The organism is Aeromonas sp. 603607, from assembly GCF_049171595.1.
In the GTDB taxonomy this organism is placed as follows: Bacteria; Pseudomonadota; Gammaproteobacteria; order Enterobacterales; family Aeromonadaceae; genus Aeromonas; species Aeromonas veronii.
In genome coordinates this window covers 33561-51932 of record NZ_JAAKOV010000007.1, presented here as the reverse complement: position 1 = coordinate 51932, position 18372 = coordinate 33561, and the positions used below count along the sequence as shown (strand labels likewise).

The 18372-nt window shown below is 60.1% G+C and carries 19 protein-coding genes and 2 tRNA genes; 8 read left to right on the top strand and 13 right to left on the bottom strand.

Translation table 11 applies throughout. From position 1 onward, the window contains the following. Positions 1-59 precede the first annotated feature (59 nt). A complete protein-coding gene (locus G5315_RS08655; RefSeq protein ID WP_421332895.1) occupies positions 60-1523 on the bottom strand; it encodes an NAD-dependent succinate-semialdehyde dehydrogenase in 1464 nt (487 codons plus the stop codon). A 418-nt stretch (positions 1524-1941) separates the two neighbouring features. Between G5315_RS08655 and puuR the strand changes: the two genes are divergently transcribed. Further along, the gene (gene puuR / locus G5315_RS08650) at positions 1942-2478 is read left to right on the top strand and encodes an HTH-type transcriptional regulator PuuR (RefSeq protein WP_421332935.1); all 537 of its coding nucleotides are present in this window, start codon (positions 1942-1944) and stop codon (positions 2476-2478) included. A gap of 45 nt (positions 2479-2523) precedes the next feature. Next, the gene (locus G5315_RS08645) at positions 2524-3801 is read left to right on the top strand and encodes an NAD(P)/FAD-dependent oxidoreductase (RefSeq protein WP_270656204.1); all 1278 of its coding nucleotides are present in this window, start codon (positions 2524-2526) and stop codon (positions 3799-3801) included. A gap of 116 nt (positions 3802-3917) precedes the next feature. Here the strand turns inward: G5315_RS08645 and G5315_RS08640 are convergent, their stop codons facing one another. From G5315_RS08640 to tsaA, 6 genes are all read right to left on the bottom strand, one after another. Next, positions 3918-4166, bottom strand: a complete 249-nt coding sequence (locus G5315_RS08640) for a DUF3297 family protein (protein WP_005347440.1) — start codon at positions 4164-4166, stop codon at positions 3918-3920. A gap of 206 nt (positions 4167-4372) precedes the next feature. Further along, positions 4373-4861 (bottom strand): TIGR00645 family protein, encoded by a 489-nt coding sequence (locus G5315_RS08635; RefSeq protein ID WP_040065876.1) that lies wholly within the window; start codon positions 4859-4861, stop codon positions 4373-4375. A 181-nt stretch (positions 4862-5042) separates the two neighbouring features. After that, on the bottom strand, positions 5043-6425 hold the full coding sequence (locus G5315_RS08630) for an ATP-binding protein (protein WP_216953180.1): 1383 nt from the start codon (positions 6423-6425) through the stop codon (positions 5043-5045). Continuing rightward, complete coding sequence (locus G5315_RS08625; protein WP_216953181.1) at positions 6425-7099, bottom strand: response regulator; 675 nt, start codon at positions 7097-7099, stop codon at positions 6425-6427. Before G5315_RS08625 ends, G5315_RS08630 begins: the two co-directional genes overlap by 1 nt. A gap of 230 nt (positions 7100-7329) precedes the next feature. Then, on the bottom strand, positions 7330-7878 hold the full coding sequence (locus G5315_RS08620; protein WP_005350133.1) for a cytochrome b: 549 nt from the start codon (positions 7876-7878) through the stop codon (positions 7330-7332). 288 nt (positions 7879-8166) lie between these two features. Beyond that, positions 8167-8871 carry a tRNA (N6-threonylcarbamoyladenosine(37)-N6)-methyltransferase TrmO gene (gene tsaA / locus G5315_RS08615; protein WP_042081000.1) on the bottom strand — a complete coding sequence of 235 codons (705 nt, stop codon included), beginning with the start codon at positions 8869-8871 and terminating at the stop codon, positions 8167-8169. 213 nt (positions 8872-9084) lie between these two features. Between tsaA and G5315_RS08610 the strand changes: the two genes are divergently transcribed. Next, a complete protein-coding gene (locus G5315_RS08610) occupies positions 9085-10083 on the top strand; it encodes an NAD-dependent epimerase/dehydratase family protein (RefSeq protein WP_421332894.1) in 999 nt (332 codons plus the stop codon). A gap of 159 nt (positions 10084-10242) precedes the next feature. Here the strand turns inward: G5315_RS08610 and G5315_RS08605 are convergent, their stop codons facing one another. The 4 genes from G5315_RS08605 to cydD all read right to left on the bottom strand — a co-directional run bounded on the left by G5315_RS08605 (position 10243) and on the right by cydD (position 14666). Then, positions 10243-10629, bottom strand: a complete 387-nt coding sequence (locus tag G5315_RS08605; protein WP_005338205.1) for a DUF488 domain-containing protein — start codon at positions 10627-10629, stop codon at positions 10243-10245. A gap of 9 nt (positions 10630-10638) precedes the next feature. Continuing rightward, complete coding sequence (gene rcsF, locus G5315_RS08600) at positions 10639-11010, bottom strand: Rcs stress response system protein RcsF (protein WP_041235016.1); 372 nt, start codon at positions 11008-11010, stop codon at positions 10639-10641. A 163-nt stretch (positions 11011-11173) separates the two neighbouring features. After that, the gene (gene cydC, locus G5315_RS08595) at positions 11174-12904 is read right to left on the bottom strand and encodes a heme ABC transporter ATP-binding protein/permease CydC (RefSeq protein WP_216953186.1); all 1731 of its coding nucleotides are present in this window, start codon (positions 12902-12904) and stop codon (positions 11174-11176) included. Further along, entirely contained in the window at positions 12897-14666 is a 1770-nt protein-coding gene (gene cydD, locus G5315_RS08590; protein ID WP_266134215.1) for a heme ABC transporter permease/ATP-binding protein CydD, read from the bottom strand. The genes cydC and cydD overlap by 8 nt, the downstream gene beginning before the upstream one ends. A 201-nt stretch (positions 14667-14867) precedes the next feature. On the opposite strand from cydD, the gene G5315_RS08585 reads away from it, so the two are divergent. Both G5315_RS08585 and G5315_RS08580 read left to right on the top strand, forming a co-directional pair. Further along, positions 14868-14941, top strand: a tRNA-Gly gene (locus G5315_RS08585). 15 nt (positions 14942-14956) lie between these two features. Beyond that, positions 14957-15031, top strand: a tRNA-Gly gene (locus tag G5315_RS08580). 162 nt (positions 15032-15193) lie between these two features. Here the strand turns inward: G5315_RS08580 and arcA are convergent. Continuing rightward, positions 15194-15913, bottom strand: coding sequence for a two-component system response regulator ArcA (gene arcA / locus G5315_RS08575; protein ID WP_005338193.1), 720 nt, complete (start codon positions 15911-15913; stop codon positions 15194-15196). Positions 15914-16309: 396 nt separating this feature from the next. On the opposite strand from arcA, the gene G5315_RS08570 reads away from it, so the two are divergent. Beyond that, complete coding sequence (locus G5315_RS08570; RefSeq protein ID WP_337072856.1) at positions 16310-16717, top strand: DUF3293 domain-containing protein; 408 nt, start codon at positions 16310-16312, stop codon at positions 16715-16717. Positions 16718-16759: 42 nt separating this feature from the next. Beyond that, complete coding sequence (locus G5315_RS08565; protein WP_337072855.1) at positions 16760-17239, top strand: putative 4-hydroxy-4-methyl-2-oxoglutarate aldolase; 480 nt, start codon at positions 16760-16762, stop codon at positions 17237-17239. Positions 17240-17242: 3 nt separating this feature from the next. On the opposite strand, the gene G5315_RS08560 is transcribed toward G5315_RS08565, so the two are convergent. Then, positions 17243-17722 carry a hypothetical protein gene (locus tag G5315_RS08560; protein WP_005350173.1) on the bottom strand — a complete coding sequence of 160 codons (480 nt, stop codon included), beginning with the start codon at positions 17720-17722 and terminating at the stop codon, positions 17243-17245. 157 nt (positions 17723-17879) lie between these two features. Between G5315_RS08560 and G5315_RS08555 the strand changes: the two genes are divergently transcribed. Further along, the gene (locus tag G5315_RS08555; protein WP_216958634.1) at positions 17880-18278 is read left to right on the top strand and encodes an META domain-containing protein; all 399 of its coding nucleotides are present in this window, start codon (positions 17880-17882) and stop codon (positions 18276-18278) included. Positions 18279-18372: the final 94 nt, after the last annotated feature.

The window sequence follows — 18372 nt, the reverse complement described above, 5'->3', positions numbered from 1 at the left end:
ATTACCGCCGAACAGCCCATCGGGCCAGATCGGCGGCCTGTCGTCTCTGTTTTACTGCCCTAGCGAATGGCGCCAAAGCAGAGATATTTGGTCTCCAGATACTCCTCCAGCCCCTCGGCGGCCCCTTCCCGGCCCAGACCTGACTCCTTGATGCCGCCGAAGGGAGCCAGCTCAGTTGAAATGATCCCCTCGTTGATGCCGACCATGCCGTATTCAAGCTGCTCGGCGACGCGCCAGACACGGGCGATATCGCGGCCATAGAAGTAGGCGGCGAGCCCATAAGGGGTATCGTTAGCCAGCGCGATGGCTTCAGCTTCCGTCTCGAAGCGCACCAGCGGGGCGACCGGGCCGAAGATCTCCTCCTGCAGGATGGGGTTGGTTTTATCCACCTTGCCCAAAATGGTGGGTTGGTAGAAGAGGGGGCCGGCGGGGTGGGCTTCGCCCCCCAGCAGCACTTCGGCACCGGCGGCGACTGATTGCTGCACCAACTCGGCCACCTTGCTGGCGGCAGCCGGGTTGATAAGCGGGCCGATCTGGGTGCTCTCCGCCATACCATCTCCCACCTTGAAGGCTCTGACGGCAGCGGTCAGCTTCTCGGCGAAGGCGTCATAGACACTGGCCTGCACCAGAATGCGGTTGGCACAGACGCAGGTTTGCCCGGCGTTGCGGTATTTGGAGGCGAGTGCCCCGGCCACGGCGGCGTCGAGGTCGGCGTCGTCAAAGACGATAAAGGGGGCGTTACCGCCCAGCTCCAGCGACAGCTTTTTCATGGTGTCGGCGCATTGGCGCATCAGCAGCTTGCCGATGCGGGTGGAGCCGGTGAAGGAGAGCTTGCGCACTACCGGATTACTGCACAGCTCGTTGCCCACCGCGCTCGCCTGATGGCTGGTGACGATATTGATGACACCGGCGGGGATGCCCGCCTGCTCGGCCAACACCGCCAGCGCCAGCGCGCAGAGCGGCGTTTCTGCGGCGGGTTTGATGACGATGGTGCAACCCGCTGCCAGCGCAGGGCCCGCCTTGCGGGTGATCATGGCAATGGGGAAGTTCCACGGAGTGATGGCGGCGACTACCCCGACCGGCTGCTTGATGGTGGCCAGCCGGCGATCGCCGCTAAAACCCGGGATGGTGCGGCCGTAGGCGCGCTTGCCCTCCTCGGCGAACCACTGGATAAAGCTGGCGCCATAGGCCACCTCGCCCTTGGCTTCTGCCAGCGGCTTGCCCTGCTCGCAGGTCATGATGCGCGCCAGCTCGTCGCTATGGGCTGTGATGGCGGCAAACCAGGCGTAGAGCTTGTTGCTGCGCTCCTTGGCGGTCAGCGCAGCCCAGGCGGGTTGCGCCGCGTGGGCGGCCGCGATGGCGCGGCGGGTATCCTCGGCATCCATGTCGGGCACCTGGGTAATGACGGCCCCGCTGGCAGGATTGGTCACCTCGAAGGTGCGGCCGCTGGCGGCCTCGCACCAGTGACCAGCTATATAGGCACGGGATTTGATCAAGCTTTGATTGGAACTGGTAGCGGACATGGCAAGCCTCGATGATGAAACCTGGCAGCAAGGTGGCGATGATGCGGCTCATCCTGTATTGCTGCCGTATAAAATAATAAGCACAGAGAGACCATAAATTGAGCGCAAATGTTTTTCAAGTGTTAAATATATTTGAATTGTTGGTGTGTTGCATGCTAGAAATTGGGCTGTGTAGCGCAGTTTAACCAGATGAACAGGGTATCGCATGATAAGTGGTGTGCAAAATAATGAACGCCAGGCTGTGTAAGATAGCAAACAGTGATGCCATGGCTGGTCCGCTATTTTAACCAGTGGCAACAGGGAGGTGGCCAATGTACCAACGTGACAAGGGAATCGATGGCGGAGGCCTGCCATGAGCGGGGCGCCAACCCAGAGCAGCAGTACCCGCTCCGGTCAGGGGGCTGCACGGCAGGCGAGCATGGGGGAGCGGCTGGCGGCGGTGCGCCATCAGCTGGGGCTCTCCCAGCGGCGGGCGGCCGAGCTGAGCGGCCTGACCCACGGTGCTATCTGCATGATCGAGCAGGATAAGGTGAGCCCCTCGGTCGCCTCGCTGCAAAAGCTGCTCACCGTATATGGCTTGCCACTGTCACGCTTTTTTGCCGAAGAGGAGCTGAGTCGCCCGCCGCAGGTGGTGATCAAGGCTGATCAGTTGATCGAGCTGGGCAGTCAGGGGGTCTCGATGAAGCTGGTGCACAACGGCAACAACCGCCGCCAGCTCGGCTTTATGCTGGAGACCTACCCCCCGGGCACCGACACCGGTGGTCAGGTGACCCACCAGGGAGAAGAGGTGGGCACTGTGCTGGAGGGTTCGGTGATCCTGACCGTGGCAGGAGAGAGTTATCAGCTGGAGGCGGGTGACAGCTATGTGATCGACACTGGCGAACCCCACAGCTTCAGCAATCCGTCGGGGGAGACCTGTCGCATCGTCAGTGCCCATACCCCGGCCAGTTTTTAATCTTGGAATAGGGTTTGCCAACCAAACCGGTAAGGAAACAGGATCATGACCGAACATGTAAACAGTTACTACGCAGCCAGCGCCAATAAACACGCGCCCTATCCGACATTGACCGAGCAGCTGGAGTGCGATGTCTGCGTCATCGGTGCGGGTTATACCGGCCTCTCCAGCGCGCTGCATCTGGTAGAGAAGGGCTACAAGGTGGTGGTGCTGGAAGCCGCCCGGGTCGGCTTTGGCGCCAGCGGCCGCAACGGCGGCCAGATCGTCAACTCCTACAGCCGCGACATCGACACCATAGAAGCGAACTGCCCGCCGGATCAGGCCAGGCTGCTCGGTTCCATGTTGTTTGAGGGGGGACAGATCATCCGCGAGCGGATCAAGCGCTACAACATCCAGTGCGATCTGCAGGAGGGGGGCGTCTTTGCCGCCGAGACCGAGAAGCAGCTGCACGAGCTCAAATCCCAATACGCCCGCTGGCAGAAGTGGGGCAACGAGCAGCTGGAGCTGCTCGATGCCAAGGGGGTGCGCGAGGTGGTCGCGAGCGATCGCTACGTCGGCGCCCTGCTCGACAAGAGCGGCGGCCATATTCACCCCCTCAATCTGGCGTTGGGGGAGGCGGAGGCGATCCGCATCCAGGGCGGGCAGATCTTCGAACAATCCGCCGTCACCAGCATCACCCCGGGGCAGCCAGCCTTGGTCAAGACCGCCAAGGGGGCGGTGAAGGCGCGCTTTGTGGTGGTGGCGGGCAATGCCTACCTCGGCAATCTGGTGCCGGAACTGGCCAGCAAGAGCATGCCCTGCGGTACCCAGGTGATCGCCACCGAGGTGCTGGGAGAGGAGCGGGCCCGTTCACTGCTGCCGCAGAACTACTGTCTGGAGGATTGCAACTACCTCCTCGACTACTACCGCACCTCCGGCGATCACCGGCTGCTCTATGGCGGCGGCGTGGTCTATGGCGCGCGGGATCCGGCGGATATCGAGCGGCTGATCATCCCCAAAATGCTCAAGACTTTTCCGCAGCTGGCCGACGTCAAAGTGGAGTACACCTGGACTGGTAACTTCTTGCTCACTCTGTCGCGCCTGCCGCAGTTTGGTCGCATCGGCCCCAACATTTACTACATGCAGGGCTACAGCGGCCACGGCGTCACCTGCACCCATCTGGCGGGCAAGCTGCTCTCCGAAGTGCTGAGCGGTCAGGCGGAGCGCTTCGATGCCTTTGCCAAACTGCCGCACTACCCCTTCCCGGGCGGTCGCCTGTTCCGCATTCCCTTCACCGCCGCGGGCGCCGCCTGGTACACCTTACGCGATCGGTTGGGGGTATAAGGGCTGCCCGGCGAGAAATATGGTCTGGTGCTGGCGACGATGCCAGCACAAATGCCGAAAAACAGAAGGCCACCGCGAGGGTGGCCTTCTGTTTTACCCGAAGCGGGTTGCCGCGATTAGCTGTAATAGGCTTCGACGGTGCCCTTGAGTTTGATCAGGATGGGTTGACCACGGCGATCCAGCGCCTTGGGGGAGGGGATCTTCACCCAGCCTTCACTGATGCAGTACTCCTCGACATCGGTGCGCTCTTTGCCGTTCAGGCGAATACCGATCGGGTGCTCGAAGCAGGCTGCCACATAGTGAGGGCTGCGGGGATTGCAGGAGAGGTGATCCGGCAGAGCCGGTTTGGTGCTGGTATCGCTCATCGATATAACCCGAAATGAATAAAAAGTGGGTCATTGTAGAGAATGCCGCCATGGCATTCAAGGCGGCCACAATACCGGCCAAGGCGGGCGGCCATCTATGTTGGTGACTTGCTTATCCCCGTTGCCAATCCATCCCCAGCTCGGGGCGACCGCTATGCCCGATCCGGATTGCGTTATCGGGCATAGCGTCTATCGCAGGCTGACTTCTATTTGCGGGTCAGCTTGTCGAGGTAGCCCATGGCGAAGGCCGAGAGGACAAAGGTGATGTGGATCAGCAGGTACCACTTGATCTTGTCGTTGGGGAGGTTTTCGGCATTCATAAACACCTTGAGCAGGTGAATGGAGGAGATGGCGACAATGGAGGCGGCGACCTTGTTTTTCAGGGAGCCGGCATCGAGCTTGCCGAGCCACACCAGTTTGTCGCTCTCATCCCCTACATCGAGGCGCGAGACGAAGTTCTCATAGCCGGAAAACATCACCATCACGATAAGTCCCCCTACCAGGGTGATATCGATCAGCGACAGTGTGACCAGCACCAGATCCACCTCTTTCATCTCCAGTATGTTGGGCAGGATATGGAGGATCTCCTGAAAGAATTTCACCCCCAGTGCCAGCAGTATGAGGCTGAGCCCAAGATAGATGGGGGCCATGATCCAGCGGGATGCGTACATCAATCTTTCAAACATGTTTTCCATAGTGCGATTAAAGATCCATCAAATGGTTAACAAACGAGTCGGCCATAGCTTAACCGAGATGCATCACATCTCAAGTATCTCGATAGCATATTGCTGAATTGGGTGGTGCCAGGCGGGATTTTTTAACCCCGGGGAGGGCGATGGAGCGGTTGGCAGGGCTCGTGGCCTTGCCCATCCGGTGTCAGGGAAGATCCAGGGTAAAGCGGGCACCGCCGAGGGGAGATTCATCGACCCGGATCTGGCCGCCGTAGCTGTGAACGATCTCGGTCACGACAGCCAGACCGATGCCCTGGCCGGGCGAGCTGTCAGCGCGCACGCCACGCTGAAAGATCTGCTCCGATTTGGCCGGATCGATGCCCGGGCCATCATCTTCTACCTCGATGCGTAACCGATCGAGATGGCGGCGTACCGTCACCTTCACTTCGCTGATGGCAAATTTGCAGGCGTTGTCGAGCAGGTTGCCCATCAGTTCCATCAGATCGCCCTGTTCGCCGTGGAAGAGGGCATCATCATCGAACTGGAAGTGGGTCTGCAGCTTCTTGTGGCGATAGACCTTGGCCAGACTGGCCAGCAGCTTCTCGATGAGCGGTACCGGCTCGGTGCCCTTGCTGGCGAGGCGCTGGCGACCGGTGACGGCTCGTCTGAGTTGGTACTGGATCATCTGATCCATGGTGAGGATCTGTTCATTGATGTTGTCGTGGATCTCCCTCCCCAGCTTCATTTCGCGGGTGGTGATCTGGATCAGCGCCAGCCGTGTTTTCAGGCTGTGAGCGAGATCGTTGAGGGCATGCTGGTAGCGCTGGGTCTGCTGGCGTTCGTTCTCCAGCAACTGGTTGATGGAGTCGGTCAGCGGGGCCAACTCCCGTTCAAAATCATGGGCGATAGCATCCCGCTTGCCTGCCCGGATATCGTCGAGCTGATTAGCGATAGTGCGCAGGGAGCGGAGGCTCCAGAAGGTGGTGAGCAGCAGCAGCCCGGCAAGCAGCAGATAGGCGAGCAACGCCTGTTTGGCCGTCTGGTAGAGGTAGGCGCGGGACTCTTCGTGATAGCGTTTGGCCGAGTCAATCATCACCACGTAGTAGGCTGTGGTGCCGCTGCCGGGATTGCGGGTAAAACGCAGGCTGTAGACGAAGTAGCTCTCGCCGTTCTTGATGGTGTGCTTCTTGAAGAAGTAGTCGAGATCCATTCCCCCCAGATACTTCATCAGGTCCCGACAGATGGTCTGTTTGGCCTTGATCACCTCCGGCATATGGAGGCTCGACCAAATCAGCTCGCCATCGGCACGACAGATCAGCGTATCGAGATTGCTGTTACTGACCTGGCGGGAAATGCGCCCGATCTCGGTGGCTTCGCTGTTGACTGGCTTGGTAGAGGAGAACATCTTGGCCAGGTTCTCCTGCATGCCGGCGCTCGCCTTCTGGCTCTGCTCCTCCATATGGCCGAGGTAGAGGGCATAGACGGCGAACCCCATGCTCAGTGCGATGACCAGCAGCGAACTGAGCAGCAGTTTGATGTGCAGAGAGCTGCGGAGCATCCTGATGGGACGTGGCAGATGAAACTGCATCAGCTACAGGAGAGGTTGAAGATGTAGCCCTGACGACGGATGGTCGAGATGGGTTGAATCGTCCCTTCCGGATCCAGCTTTTTGCGCAGGCGGCTCACCATCACCTCTATGGTGTTGGGATCCCCCTCTCCATCGCCGTAGAGCTGGTCGAGTAACTGCTGCTTGGAGACCACCTGACGGGCGTTGCGCATCAGGTACTCCAGAATCAGGTATTCAAAGCTGGTGAGCACTGCCACTTCACCGTCGATGGTCAGCTCCTTGCGGGAGAGATCCAGCTCGTAATCACCGGCCTTCACTCTGGGGGAGATAAAGCCGGCGCTGCGGCGCATCAAGGCATTGAGGCGGGCCAGCAACTCATCTTTCTGGAACGGTTTGACCAGATAGTCATCAGCCCCCGCCTCCAGTCCTTCGACCTTGTCCTGCCAGTTGCCACGGGCGGTCAGCACAATGATGGGGAAGGGGATCTGCCGTTCGCGCAGTTGGCGGATCAACTGCAAGCCATCCATATCGGGCAGACCGAGATCGATGATCGCCACATCAATGGGGTAGTCGGCGGCATAGTGCAACGCAATTCCGGCCTGATCGGTGCTGTATACCTGATTGTTGGCTTCGGTCAGCAGAGAGGAGAGGTGGTGATTGAGCAGCTTGTCGTCTTCGACCAACAGAATTTTCATGATGTGAACGGTCATAGGGGTCCAGACTGTCAATTAGAAAGTGTATGTCGCTTTGAGTCAATTCGAATCCTATCGTGCAGCTCCTGTATCGGGACTGAATCATAAGGCGTTCTGCTTGTAGAGACCTGTCAGAGGCCTGAGCAGTGGGCCGCTTCAGAGACACCGGTCTTGTCGCGTTCAAAAAACAGAAGGGGCAATGTGTGCCCCTTCTGTTTTTGTTCTGCTGCTTGTTAGCTGCGGCGCGGCGGCAGCATATTGGTGAGGGTGTTGTCTTTGAGAATATGGTGGTGATAGAGGGCCGCCACCGTGTGCAGGCCGATCAGGGCGTAACCGATATTGCCCAGGGTCTCGTGCACCTCCTTGATCAGCCCCTTGAGATCCGGACTGGGGGAAAGCAGGGCAGGCAGCTCAAGCCCGAAGAAGGGGATGGGCTTGCCCGCGGCGCTCAGCAGCAGCCAGCCAAACAGCGGGGTCAGAATAAGAAAACCGTAGAGGGCGAGGTGGGCCAGTTTTGCCAGCTTGTGCATGATCGGGGAGAGCTCGGGCACGATACGGGGCGTCGGGCTCATCCAGCGCAGGGCCAGTCTGACAAACACCAGGGCGAAGATGAGCAGCCCCAGCATAAAGTGCCACTCCTTCATCAGATCCCGGCCAGGGTCCCCTTTGGGGAAGATATCGCGAAATTCGATCAGGGCGTAGACGGCGATCATGGCCCACAGGGTCAGCCAGTGCAGCCCGATATTCAGGGTGCCATAACGTTGTTCACTGTTCATCAGCATAAGTTTATTCCTTCGAAGTGCTGTCACATCCGTGTGGCATCCCCGCACTCAAATGTGTCGAGGCGAGGCCAGATCCTTTGGCGGCAACAGCAGAGCTACCACGCTTGCCATACATCGATAGCCTGCTGCTGGCATCAGTCAGAGAGGAGATGCCCTCTGCTGTCTGCATGGTATCACTGGCAACCGGGTGGATAGTCTGATCAATGCCACACAATTTACAGGCTCATTAAGCCCCTTGTGACGTGAAGAAGGCGTGAAATAGCATCAGCGATGTCGGCCCGCCCAGGTTCAGGCGGGCTCGATGGCCAGCACCACGCAATCCGGCTCGCTGATGCGAAAACGGACGTTGCAATCAAACAGTCGCACCCCGTACTCCTTTTCATCGGGCTTGCCCTTCTTGTAGGCGGGGCGTGGATCTTGCGCCAGCACTTCACTCACCAGCTGGCGCAGCTCGGGATGGGCCTTGAGCCAGGGTTGCAACTGCTGCTCGGCCTCGGCACTGAAGCTCACCGCCAGCGGCGGGGTGGGCGCGTCGGGGGCAAAACCACCACGGGCATCCGGCAGGCTGTCGGCATAGGGAATGTAGGGCTTGATATCGACGATGGGGGTGCCATCGAGCAGATCCACCGCCCCCAGCTCCAGCCACAGCTTGCCCCGCTCGCGACCGACCCCGTGCAGCTCGACCACCGAGAGCCCTAGCGGATTGGGGCGGAAGGTGGAGCGAGTGGCAAAGACGCCGACCCGTTCGTTGCCGCCAAGGCGCGGCGGGCGCACCGTCGGGTGCCACCCCTGCGCCATGGTCTGGTGAAAGACGAAGCTGAGCCACAGATGGGAGAACTGCTCGATGCCGCGCAGCACATCCGGCTGATCGTAAGGGGGGAGCAGCTCGAGGCGGGCACGGGCCGATTTGACCAGTCCGGGCTGGCGGGGGATGGCGAACTTCTCCTTGTAGGGAGAGCGGATGATCCCGAGGGTGTCGATTTCGAACTTCATGGCGGATCCTGACTGAAAACCCCGGCAATTTAGCACAGGCGGCCCCAAAACGCAGGTTCGGCCTTATTACGCCCATTTCTGCGGCGCTGCCGTGATCCCTGTCCCATCCCGGCCAGTCGGGGGCTGTGCCCGCGCACCAAGTTGCGTAGGGTGGAGGCAACTGGCGTGTCAGGATGATATGTGCGCACTCGCGCCGAAGGGGGAGGGAGAGGGATGAAACTGCTGATTATCGGTGGCACCGGCTTTTTGGGGCGCCACCTCACCGCGCTGGCACTGGATTGGGGCCATGAAGTGACGCTGTTCAACCGTGGCCTGCACCAGCATCCGGACTGGCGCGATCTGGTGCAGCTCACCGGCGACAGGGACAAGAGCCTGAGCTCCCTGCAAGGGGCCGGGTTGCAGTGGGATCTCGTCATCGATACCTGCTGCTATCGCCCCGAGCAGGCGGCGAGCCTCTCGGCGGCCTTGCTCGGGTGCTGCGCACGGCTGATCTTTATCTCCACCATCAGCGTCTATCGCGATTTCTCACTGCCCGGGATGGACGAGTCGGCGCCGCTGCATGCTATCCCCGAAGGGGAAATGCCCACTGACTATGGCCCCCTCAAGGTGTTGTGCGAGCAGGAGTATCGCGCCCGCTGGGGTGAGCGGCTCTGCATCCTGCGCCCGGGCGTGTTGTGCGGCCCCCATGATCCTACCGGGCGCATGGCCTGGTGGATTAAGCGGGTGCAGCAGGGCGGGCCCTGGTTGCTGCCGGGCAGTGGCGAGGATCGCTTGCAGTATCTCGATGTGCGTGACTGCGCCGAGTTTGTGTTGCGCGCGGCCGAGCAGCAGTTGGGGGGCATCTTCAACCTGCTCAAGCCTGGCATTACCCTGAGCGACTGGCTGGAGCGGCTGAGCGCCCGGTTGCAGCCCGACCGCCCCATCCAGCCCGAGTGGCTGCCCTGGTCGACCCTGATGGCAGCCGGAATCGAGCCCTGGCAGAGCTATCCCACCCTCTTGCCCTGCGCGCAGGCGGAGTTTGCCGGTTACGGCTCTATAAGCGCCGAGGCGGCCATCGTCCACGGGTTGAACTTCCGGCCGCTGGAGGAGACCGCCGCCGACCTTGCCCACTGGCTGGCCATCGAGCCTGCCGCCGGGGTAGCGGCGAATGTCATGACTGAGGCACAGGAGACCTCGCTACGGCAGCAGTTGCTGGAGCCCAGTCTGCAATAGGAGAGGGAGCATCGTGCCGCTGCTACCGAGCGTGGCGCGGCAGGTGTGAATACAACGAGAGAGGGCATCCCGCGGGATGCCCTCTCTGTCTATCCATGCCTGATGGTTGCCGAATACAGGCTGACGCGATTCCCCATCACATCGCTGTCGCTCACCGAGTTAGCGGATGGCGGCCCCCGCGGCTACCAGCAGCTCTTTCAAAATTGTGCGATGGCAGCGGGACTCCTGCTCGCAGTAGCAACCCACCGAGAGGTTGGTGGTATGAGAGAGGGCGGCCAGTAGCGCCAGATCATGCCTGGCGGCAGGTTGCGCCATCTCGGCCTTGTACTGTTTGCCAAACGCTGCCCACTGGGCGGGCGTTTCGGCTGCCTGCCCCAGCTTCATGGTCTCACTGCTGGGGGCGAGGTTGGGAAACCAGACATCGTACCAATGCTGGCTGGCAAATTCGCTCTTGGGTACGCCGCGGGGAGGACGGCGCACCGTGCCGATCCGCAGCCCCTCATCGGGCAGGCGTGGGCTGCCAAGGCGAACGATAGCGAGGGCCATGACCGTGGGTTACTTCTCTTCGGCCACTTTCAGCGCCTGCCCGTAGCAGATCACCTGTCTCAGGCAGCCCGGGGTGTCGCTGAACTCGGCGCACTTGTCGATGGTGACGCCGTTGCCACCCATGTCGGCTGCGCGGCGGCGGGCCAGGGTGCGCGCTTCACCGGCGTTGGGCACCGGCTGGTTGGCATCGGCCTGGCAGGATTCACCCTCGATGGTGCCGAGGTAGAGGTAGTTGAGGTCAGCCAGCTCATCCTGTTCATAGATGCGCACGCTACCGGGTTTGAAGTATTCGTCGAAGTTCTCTTTATCCAGATTGCTGTTGAAGGCGTAGTTGGCACAGCCGGAGGCAATCAGGGGCATCATCAGGATCAGGCGTTTCATCGTCTCGTATCTTGTGTCGGTGATGAGGACAGTAGAAATGCGCAGGCGCTCCATGTCGGCATCTTGTTGAATAATGAGTGGGACATTATAGGGGCCAGCCGCCTGCGGCGACCAGCCCCGTTTTGCGCCCGGTTGTCAGGGTGTGACCCCCATCAGCCTGATATCAAACCGGAGCCAGCCGCTGATAGAGGCTGCGGTAGTAATCATCCGCCAGCAGCTCGTTGTGAGGGGCGCAGAGGCGGATCTGCCCCTCTTCCATCAGGGCAATCCGGTCCATCTGCTCCATCCCCAGCAAGCGGTGGGAGATGAGCAGCAAGGTGCGATCTGCCCCAAGCTTGAACAGCAGATCCATGATCTCCCGCTCGGTCTGGCTATCGAGCCCTTCGGTCGGTTCGTCCAGCAGCCAGAGCGGCGCATCGTGCAGCAGGGCGCGGGCGATGCCGATACGGCGACGCTCGCCACCGGAGAGGGGGCGGCCGCCGTCACCGAGCCAGGCGTCGAGGCCCGCCTCATCTTCCAGCAGATTGGCCAGTCCGACCTGAGTCAGTACCGCAATCAGCTGCTCGTCAGTGGCGGTCGGGGCGGCCAGTTTGAGGTTGCCCCGCAAGGTATCGGCAAACAGATGCACCCGCTGGCTCACCACTGAGATGGAGGCGCGCAGCGCCCCTTCGCTGTAATCGGTGAGCGGCTTGCCACCCAGCAGGATCTTGCCAGCCTGCGGGCTCCACTCACGGGTCAGCAGCCCCATCAGGGTCGATTTGCCGCAGCCGGTCTGGCCCAGCAGCGCCAGCTTCTCACCGGCGTGCAGTTGCAGGGTGCAGCCGCGCAGCACCGGCTGAGGGTTGCCGGGGTAGCCAAAATAGAGGTCATTGATCTGCAGGGCGCCAGCGGTGGCATGGGTCTGTTCGTCGCCCCACACAGGGGCTTTTGCTTCTTGCAGGATCTCGTTCAAACGGCGTGCCGAGGTGAGGCTGGTGGAGAGGTGCTGGAAAGCCCCCGCCAGCGGCATCAGTGCCTCGAAGCTTGCCAGGGTGGCAAAGACCATCAGTGCTGTGATGGGGTCGGGCGCAGCGCCCGCCACCCCATGACCGGCCAGCCAGAGCATCAAGGTCAGGGTCCAGCCGCTCAGCAGTTGTACCGAGAAGTTGGCCAGCCCGCTCACCTTGGCCATCCGGGCCTGGGCGTTGAGCAGCGCCTGTTCGGCCTGTTGCAGCTCAACCAGCGCCTTGGGGGCGGCGGCAAACATCTGCAGCTCGGCCTGACCATCCAGATAGTCCACCATCCGGGTGCGCAGGGTCGATTTTTCGGCAATCAGCGCCTGACCGGGGCGACGGCCGAGGAAGTAGAACACCAGCGGCAGGGCAATCATGCCAAACAGCAGAATGGCCCCCAGGGTGAGGGCGAGGCGGCTGTCGAAAAACGACAGGAAGAAGACCAGTCCGGCGGTGCTGAGCAGGGCCGCGCCTATGGGGGTGATCAGCCGCAGATAGACGTGGTCCATCGCATCGATGTCGGCCACCAGCCGGTTGAGCAGATCCGCCTGACGAAAACCGGCCAGGGTACCGGTGGAGAGCGGCGAGAGTTTTTGCCAGAACCAGACCCGCAGTCGGGTCAGTACCCTGAAGGTGGCGTCGTGGCTCACTACCCGCTCACCCCAGCGACCGGCTGTGCGGACGATGGAGAAGAAGCGCACCCCGCCGGCGGGTGTCATGTAGTTAAAGGCATGGGTCGTCGCAACTGTCATCCCCGCCACGGCGGCGGCGGAGAGGAACCAGCCGGAGAGGGAGAGCAGCCCCATGCCGGCGGCCAGGGTCACCAGCGCCAGCAGCAAACCAATGGTGAGGCTGAGCCAGTGTTGGCGATAGAGGCGCAGAAACGGCAACAGATCACTCATCGAGAGAACCTCCGGAACGTTGGGAGAGCAGGCGGGCAAAAAGCCCCTGCCCAGAACTAAGTTGCTGGAAGCTGCCTTGCTCCACCAGCTGGCCGCGGGCCAGCACCATTATCTTGTCCATCTTGGTGAGCTGGTCGAGGCGGTGGGTGATCATCAGCAGGGTCTGGCCAGCCATCGCCTGCTCGAGGGTGGTCATGATGGCGCGTTCGGAGTGGCGATCCAGACTGGCGGTCGGCTCATCGAGCACCATCAGCTGGGTCGATTTGAGCAGGGTGCGCGCCAGGGCGAGACGCTGGGCCTGACCGACCGAGAGGCCGCCGGCCTGATCGCCGACCGGATAGTCGAGCCCCTTCTCCATGGCAAATTCCCACGCCTGCGCCCGTTTCAGGGCATCTTCCAGCTCGGCATCGCTGGCCGTTGGTTTGGCCAGCAGCAGGTTGTCGCGCAAGGAGGCGTGGAACAGCTGCGGGTTTTGCGAGAGCCAGCCCAGTTGCAGGCGCCACTGGCTCATGTCGAGGGTGGCAAGCTCCTGCCCGTTGACCTTGAGCTCACCACGATAGGGGGCAAAGCCGAGCAGGGCATTGACCAGCGAGCTCTTGCCTGCGCCGCTGACGCCGATGAGGGCGGTGCGCGAACCGGCTTCCAGGGTGAAATCGATAGGGCCGACCAGCACCTTGCCTTCGGCGCTCAGCACTTCAAGGGCTTTGGCTTCTACCTTGACCGGGCTGTCGGCATGGAACGGCGCCGTGCCTGCGGCCGGTTCGCTCACCTCGGCTTCGAGGAATTCAAGCAGCTGCTCGGCAGCGCCGATGGCCTGCGCCTTGGCGTGGTAGTGGGCACCCAGTTCCCGCAGCGGGGCGTAGAACTCGGGGGCGAGAAACAGCACGAACAGGCCGGTAAAGAGGGTGACTTTGACCCCATAGCTACCAAAGTTCAGATGGTCGATATAAGAGAAGCCGAAGTAGACGGCGACCAGCGCCACTGAAATAGCGGCGAAGAACTCCAGCACGGCGGTGCTCAAAAACGCCAGGCGCAGCACTTCCATGGTGCGCTCGCGAAAATCTTCCGAGGCGTCGCGAATGGCTTCACCTTCCGCCTGGGTACGCATAAAGAGTTGCAGCGTGCGCAGCCCCTTCAGCCGATCGAGGAAGTGACCGGAGAGACGAGCCAGCGCCTGAAAATTGCGGCGGTTGGCATCGGCGGCGCCCACACCTACCAGGATCATAAAGATGGGGATGAGGGGCGCAGTGCCCAGCAGGATCAGACCCGCCGCCCAGTTGACCGGGAACACGGCCACCAGAATGACAACCGGAATAAAGACGGCGATGGCCATCTGCGGCAGATAGCGGGAGAAGAAATCCTGCATGTTTTCAATCTGTTCCAGCAACAGGCTGGCCCAGCTACCGGCCGGGCGGCGCTGGATATAGGCAGGGCCGAGACGACTCAAGCGTGTGAGCACCAGTTGGCGGATGGTCTGGCGCACCGCGCTGCCCGCCTTGAAACTGGCCACTTCGCGGCCATAGGCCAGCGCCGCTTTGCCAAGCGTCACCAGCAGCAGGGTAATAAAGAGCGTGATGGATTGCTCAGGCGTTGAGTCTTCGATGATAAAGCCGTGCAACAGGGTCGCCAGCAGCCAGGCTTGCGCCACCATCAGAATGCCCTGGCCAAGGCCAAAAGCGATGGATATCGTGATCCAGCGGCGACCGTGACTCGATTGCTTGCGCAACCAGCCATAGAGACGTTTTTGCGTTTTTTTATCCATTACCACCATCCTCGCGTCGAGTGGCGCAAGACTATCCTTGCCGTTTGGCCTTGGCAACCTTGTAAATTATCTGTGTTGAAAATGTTTGATTGAAAAAGCAACCGTCTGTTCAATCCTTGTCCGAACAGATTGATTTATTGAAAAAAGTGGCAAAGGCGCCATTGCGCTCGGCGGCAAAATGCATATAGTAGGAGCCCTGACGCGGGTGTAGTTCAATGGTAGAACGGTAGCTTCCCAAGCTGCATACGTGGGTTCGATTCCCATCACCCGCTCCAAATTTCAGATGCCAGGCGGGCATCGTATAATGGCTATTACCTCAGCCTTCCAAGCTGATGATGCGGGTTCGATTCCCGCTGCCCGCTCCAGCTTCAAAGCGAAAAGCCCACTCCTGCGAGTGGGCTTTTCGTTTTTCATCTATCCTGTGCGCCGTTCGACGTCACGCTCACCGTTTCTCAGCTTTTAAGGCAAACCGCAGAGACAGAAAAGGCGCCCAAGGCGCCTTTTCAGATCAACAGCGTCGCGGGAGCTTATTCCTGCTCCAGCTCACCACAGAAACGGTAGCCTTCACCGTGGATGGTGGCGATGATCTCCGGAGTATCGTTGACGCTTTCGAAGTGTTTGCGAATGCGACGGATGGTCACATCGACGGTACGGTCGTGGGGCTTGAGCTCGCGGCCTGTCATCTTCTTCAGCAGCTCGGCACGGGTCTGGATCTGGCCCGGGTTTTCGCAGAAGTGCAGCATGGCGCGGAACTCGGAGCGCGGCAGCTTGAACATGTCGCCAGTCGGGCTGACCAGTGCGCGGCTGTTGATATCCAGCGCCCAGCCGTTGAACAGGTAGCGCTCAACCAGCTTCTTCTCTTCGCCACCGGCAGCCACGTTCATGGTGCGGCTCAGCAGGTTGCGGGCTCGGATGGTCAGCTCGCGCGGGTTGAACGGCTTGGTGATGTAATCATCGGCGCCGATCTCCAGACCCAGGATCTTGTCCACTTCGTTGTCACGGCCGGTCAGGAACATCAGGGCGATGTTGTCGTTCTCACGCAGCTCACGGGCCAGCAGCAGGCCGTTCTTGCCCGGCAGGTTGATGTCCATGATCACCAGATTGATGGTGTGGGAAGTGAGGGCCTGATGCATTTCGTCGCCGTTGTTGGCTTCGAGCACGATGTAGCCTTCGGCTTCAAAAATGCTTTTCAGGGTATTGCGTGTGACCAGCTCGTCTTCGACGATCAGAATGTGTGGTGTTTGCATGAGTATTCCCAGATTCTTATCAGTTAATTATCTTAAATTTAACACTCTTTGGCGTTTCAAACCGATTTCCTGACTGATCCTGAAAATTTATTACGTCATCCTGGGTATGAGAGTCAGGTCGGAATATCGCGAATTAGGCATCAGTACCGGCAAGTATCCCTGTGCCACTTATAGGTTCCCGACAAGTCTGGTCGAGCAGAGCCTGGAAAGGTCGTCCATTACGAAAGTGGCCGCATTTTATCAGTTAACAGGAGCATAACAACACTCTTTGCCGTCAGATAGCAACTTTTTAACTCTGATTTGATATAGGTCAAACCCTGGTACAGCAGCATCATACTTGGCCTGAACCGGGTTTTCGCCCCTACAAAATGTAATGGAATGTAACATGTGATTGACATGAATTTGTGGGAAAACTACAAGAAAATCTGCTTTATCGCGCCATTTGAGCCACCAGACTGGTCTGCCTTTGCCATCATCACAGCCTGGAATCCGGCCAGCCAGTGGGTCACACAACGACGCAATATGCGGCGGGAACGGGCGCTGTGGCGCCATCTGACCGTGGATTTGCAGGTGCCCGTGGTGGGGCCGTTTTGGGGATCTGACCCGGACGAACGCTGGCAGGAGTCATCGCTGGCGGTGGCGCTATCCCTGCCACAAGCCTGTCAGCTGGCTGCCCGTTTTGGCCAGAACGCTATCTACTGGGTGGAGGATGGCCAGCTCTGGCTGACACCAGTATTGACGGATAAATCAGCAGCTTGTCTGGGCAATATTGAATCCTTCTGGATTGCCAGAAACCTTGCCTGATGAAAGAATGAACACCTTCATGCATCTGAAAGGAATCAAATCATGCTGGATCTCCTGCCCGACCTCTGCGATCAACATGGCGACTTGCTGCAAGTGGCCGACCCGGTGTTTCAGGATTTTGGCGGCAAGGCCCTCTTTTATGGTCGCGCCGTAACGCTCTCCTGTTATGAAGACAACAGTCTGGTGCGGGATCTGGTGAGCCGCCCCGGTCACGGCAAGGTGATGGTGATCGACGGCGGCGGCTCGCTGCGCCGTGCGCTGCTCGGCGATCAACTGGCGGTCAAGGCGGTGGAGCAGGGGTGGGAGGGGATCCTGATCCACGGCGCGGCGCGGGATGTGGGCACCCTGGCGACATTGGCGCTCGGGGTCAAGGCGCTGGCGGCCTGTCCGGTCAAGACCGAGAAGCGAGGATTGGGAGAGCTTGGGGCTGTGGTCAGCTTTGCCGGTGTGACCATCCACGAAGGGGATTATGTCTATGCGGATCGCAACGGCGTGGTGGTGAGCGCCACGCCGCTGTTGTGATCATCAGAAATTGAAGCCGACCCCCAGACTCAGCGCCTGATCGGCAGTGATGGCGCTGACGCCGTAGTTGGCTGTGAGGGAGAGTCTGGGGGTCAGCAGCAGGCTGGAGTTGAGCTCCAGCAGGGTGCTGGCCTTGTTGAGATCGAGATGCTTGATCTGGCTGCCGATATTGAATGCCGGAGAGAGCTGGTAGCGTACCCCCGAACTCATATTGAAACCGGATGTGCGATTCTGATCCGCCACCGCCGGGCCCGCTTCCATAAAGAGGGTCACATCATCCACCACCGGATATTGATAGCCGCTATTGACCAGCCAGAGATCAAAACTGTCGCTGTGATGGCTATGGCCATTGAGCAACACACCCGAGTAACTTTTGACATAGAGAGACGGGTTGGATTGCGGCTGAACCACTGCCCAGTCGGCGGCCTGAACAGCCATGCTGGCGCAGGTTGCAAGCAGTGTGATGATGAGTGATTTGACCATTCGTTTCCCCTCCCTGGGTCCGGAACTGAGCCTAAGCATGGCACATGCCAGCTGGTAGTAAAGTGAAGGGAGATCACAATAAAATCCTTTGGCATGGGCGCCAGCCATGTTAAACAGGCTGCCGTATTGATGGCTCTAATCATTAAGAGGTGAATCCATGAACAAGAAACTGACTCTGCTGGCCGCGCTGGCACTGGGAGGCTGCGCAATGGCAACAGGTTCCAGCATGGCTCAACTGCAAGCATCCAGCTGGCAGCTGCAAGGCGCCACCGGCGATACCTTCACCCTGCAAGTGGTTGACGGCAAGGTGGCGGGCAAGGGCGGCTGCAACCGCTTTTTTGGCGGTATCACCAAGCAGGGTGACGGTGTCTTGACGCTGGGTGCCATGGGCTCCACTCGCATGATGTGCATCGGCGACGCCATGAACAAAGAGACCGAGTTCCTGCAAAAGCTGGAGAAGGTGGCAACTTACTCCATCAACGGCAACCAGCTGACTCTGAGCGATGCCAACAAGGCGGCCCTGCTCACCTTCAACGCTGTGCCAGCTGCCAAGTAAGGCACGCGTTCGTCTGATTGCCCCGACAGCTCTGACTGTCTGATACACGCCCTCCCTCTGGAGGGCGTCTGTTTATCTGCGATGAACCCTGTGT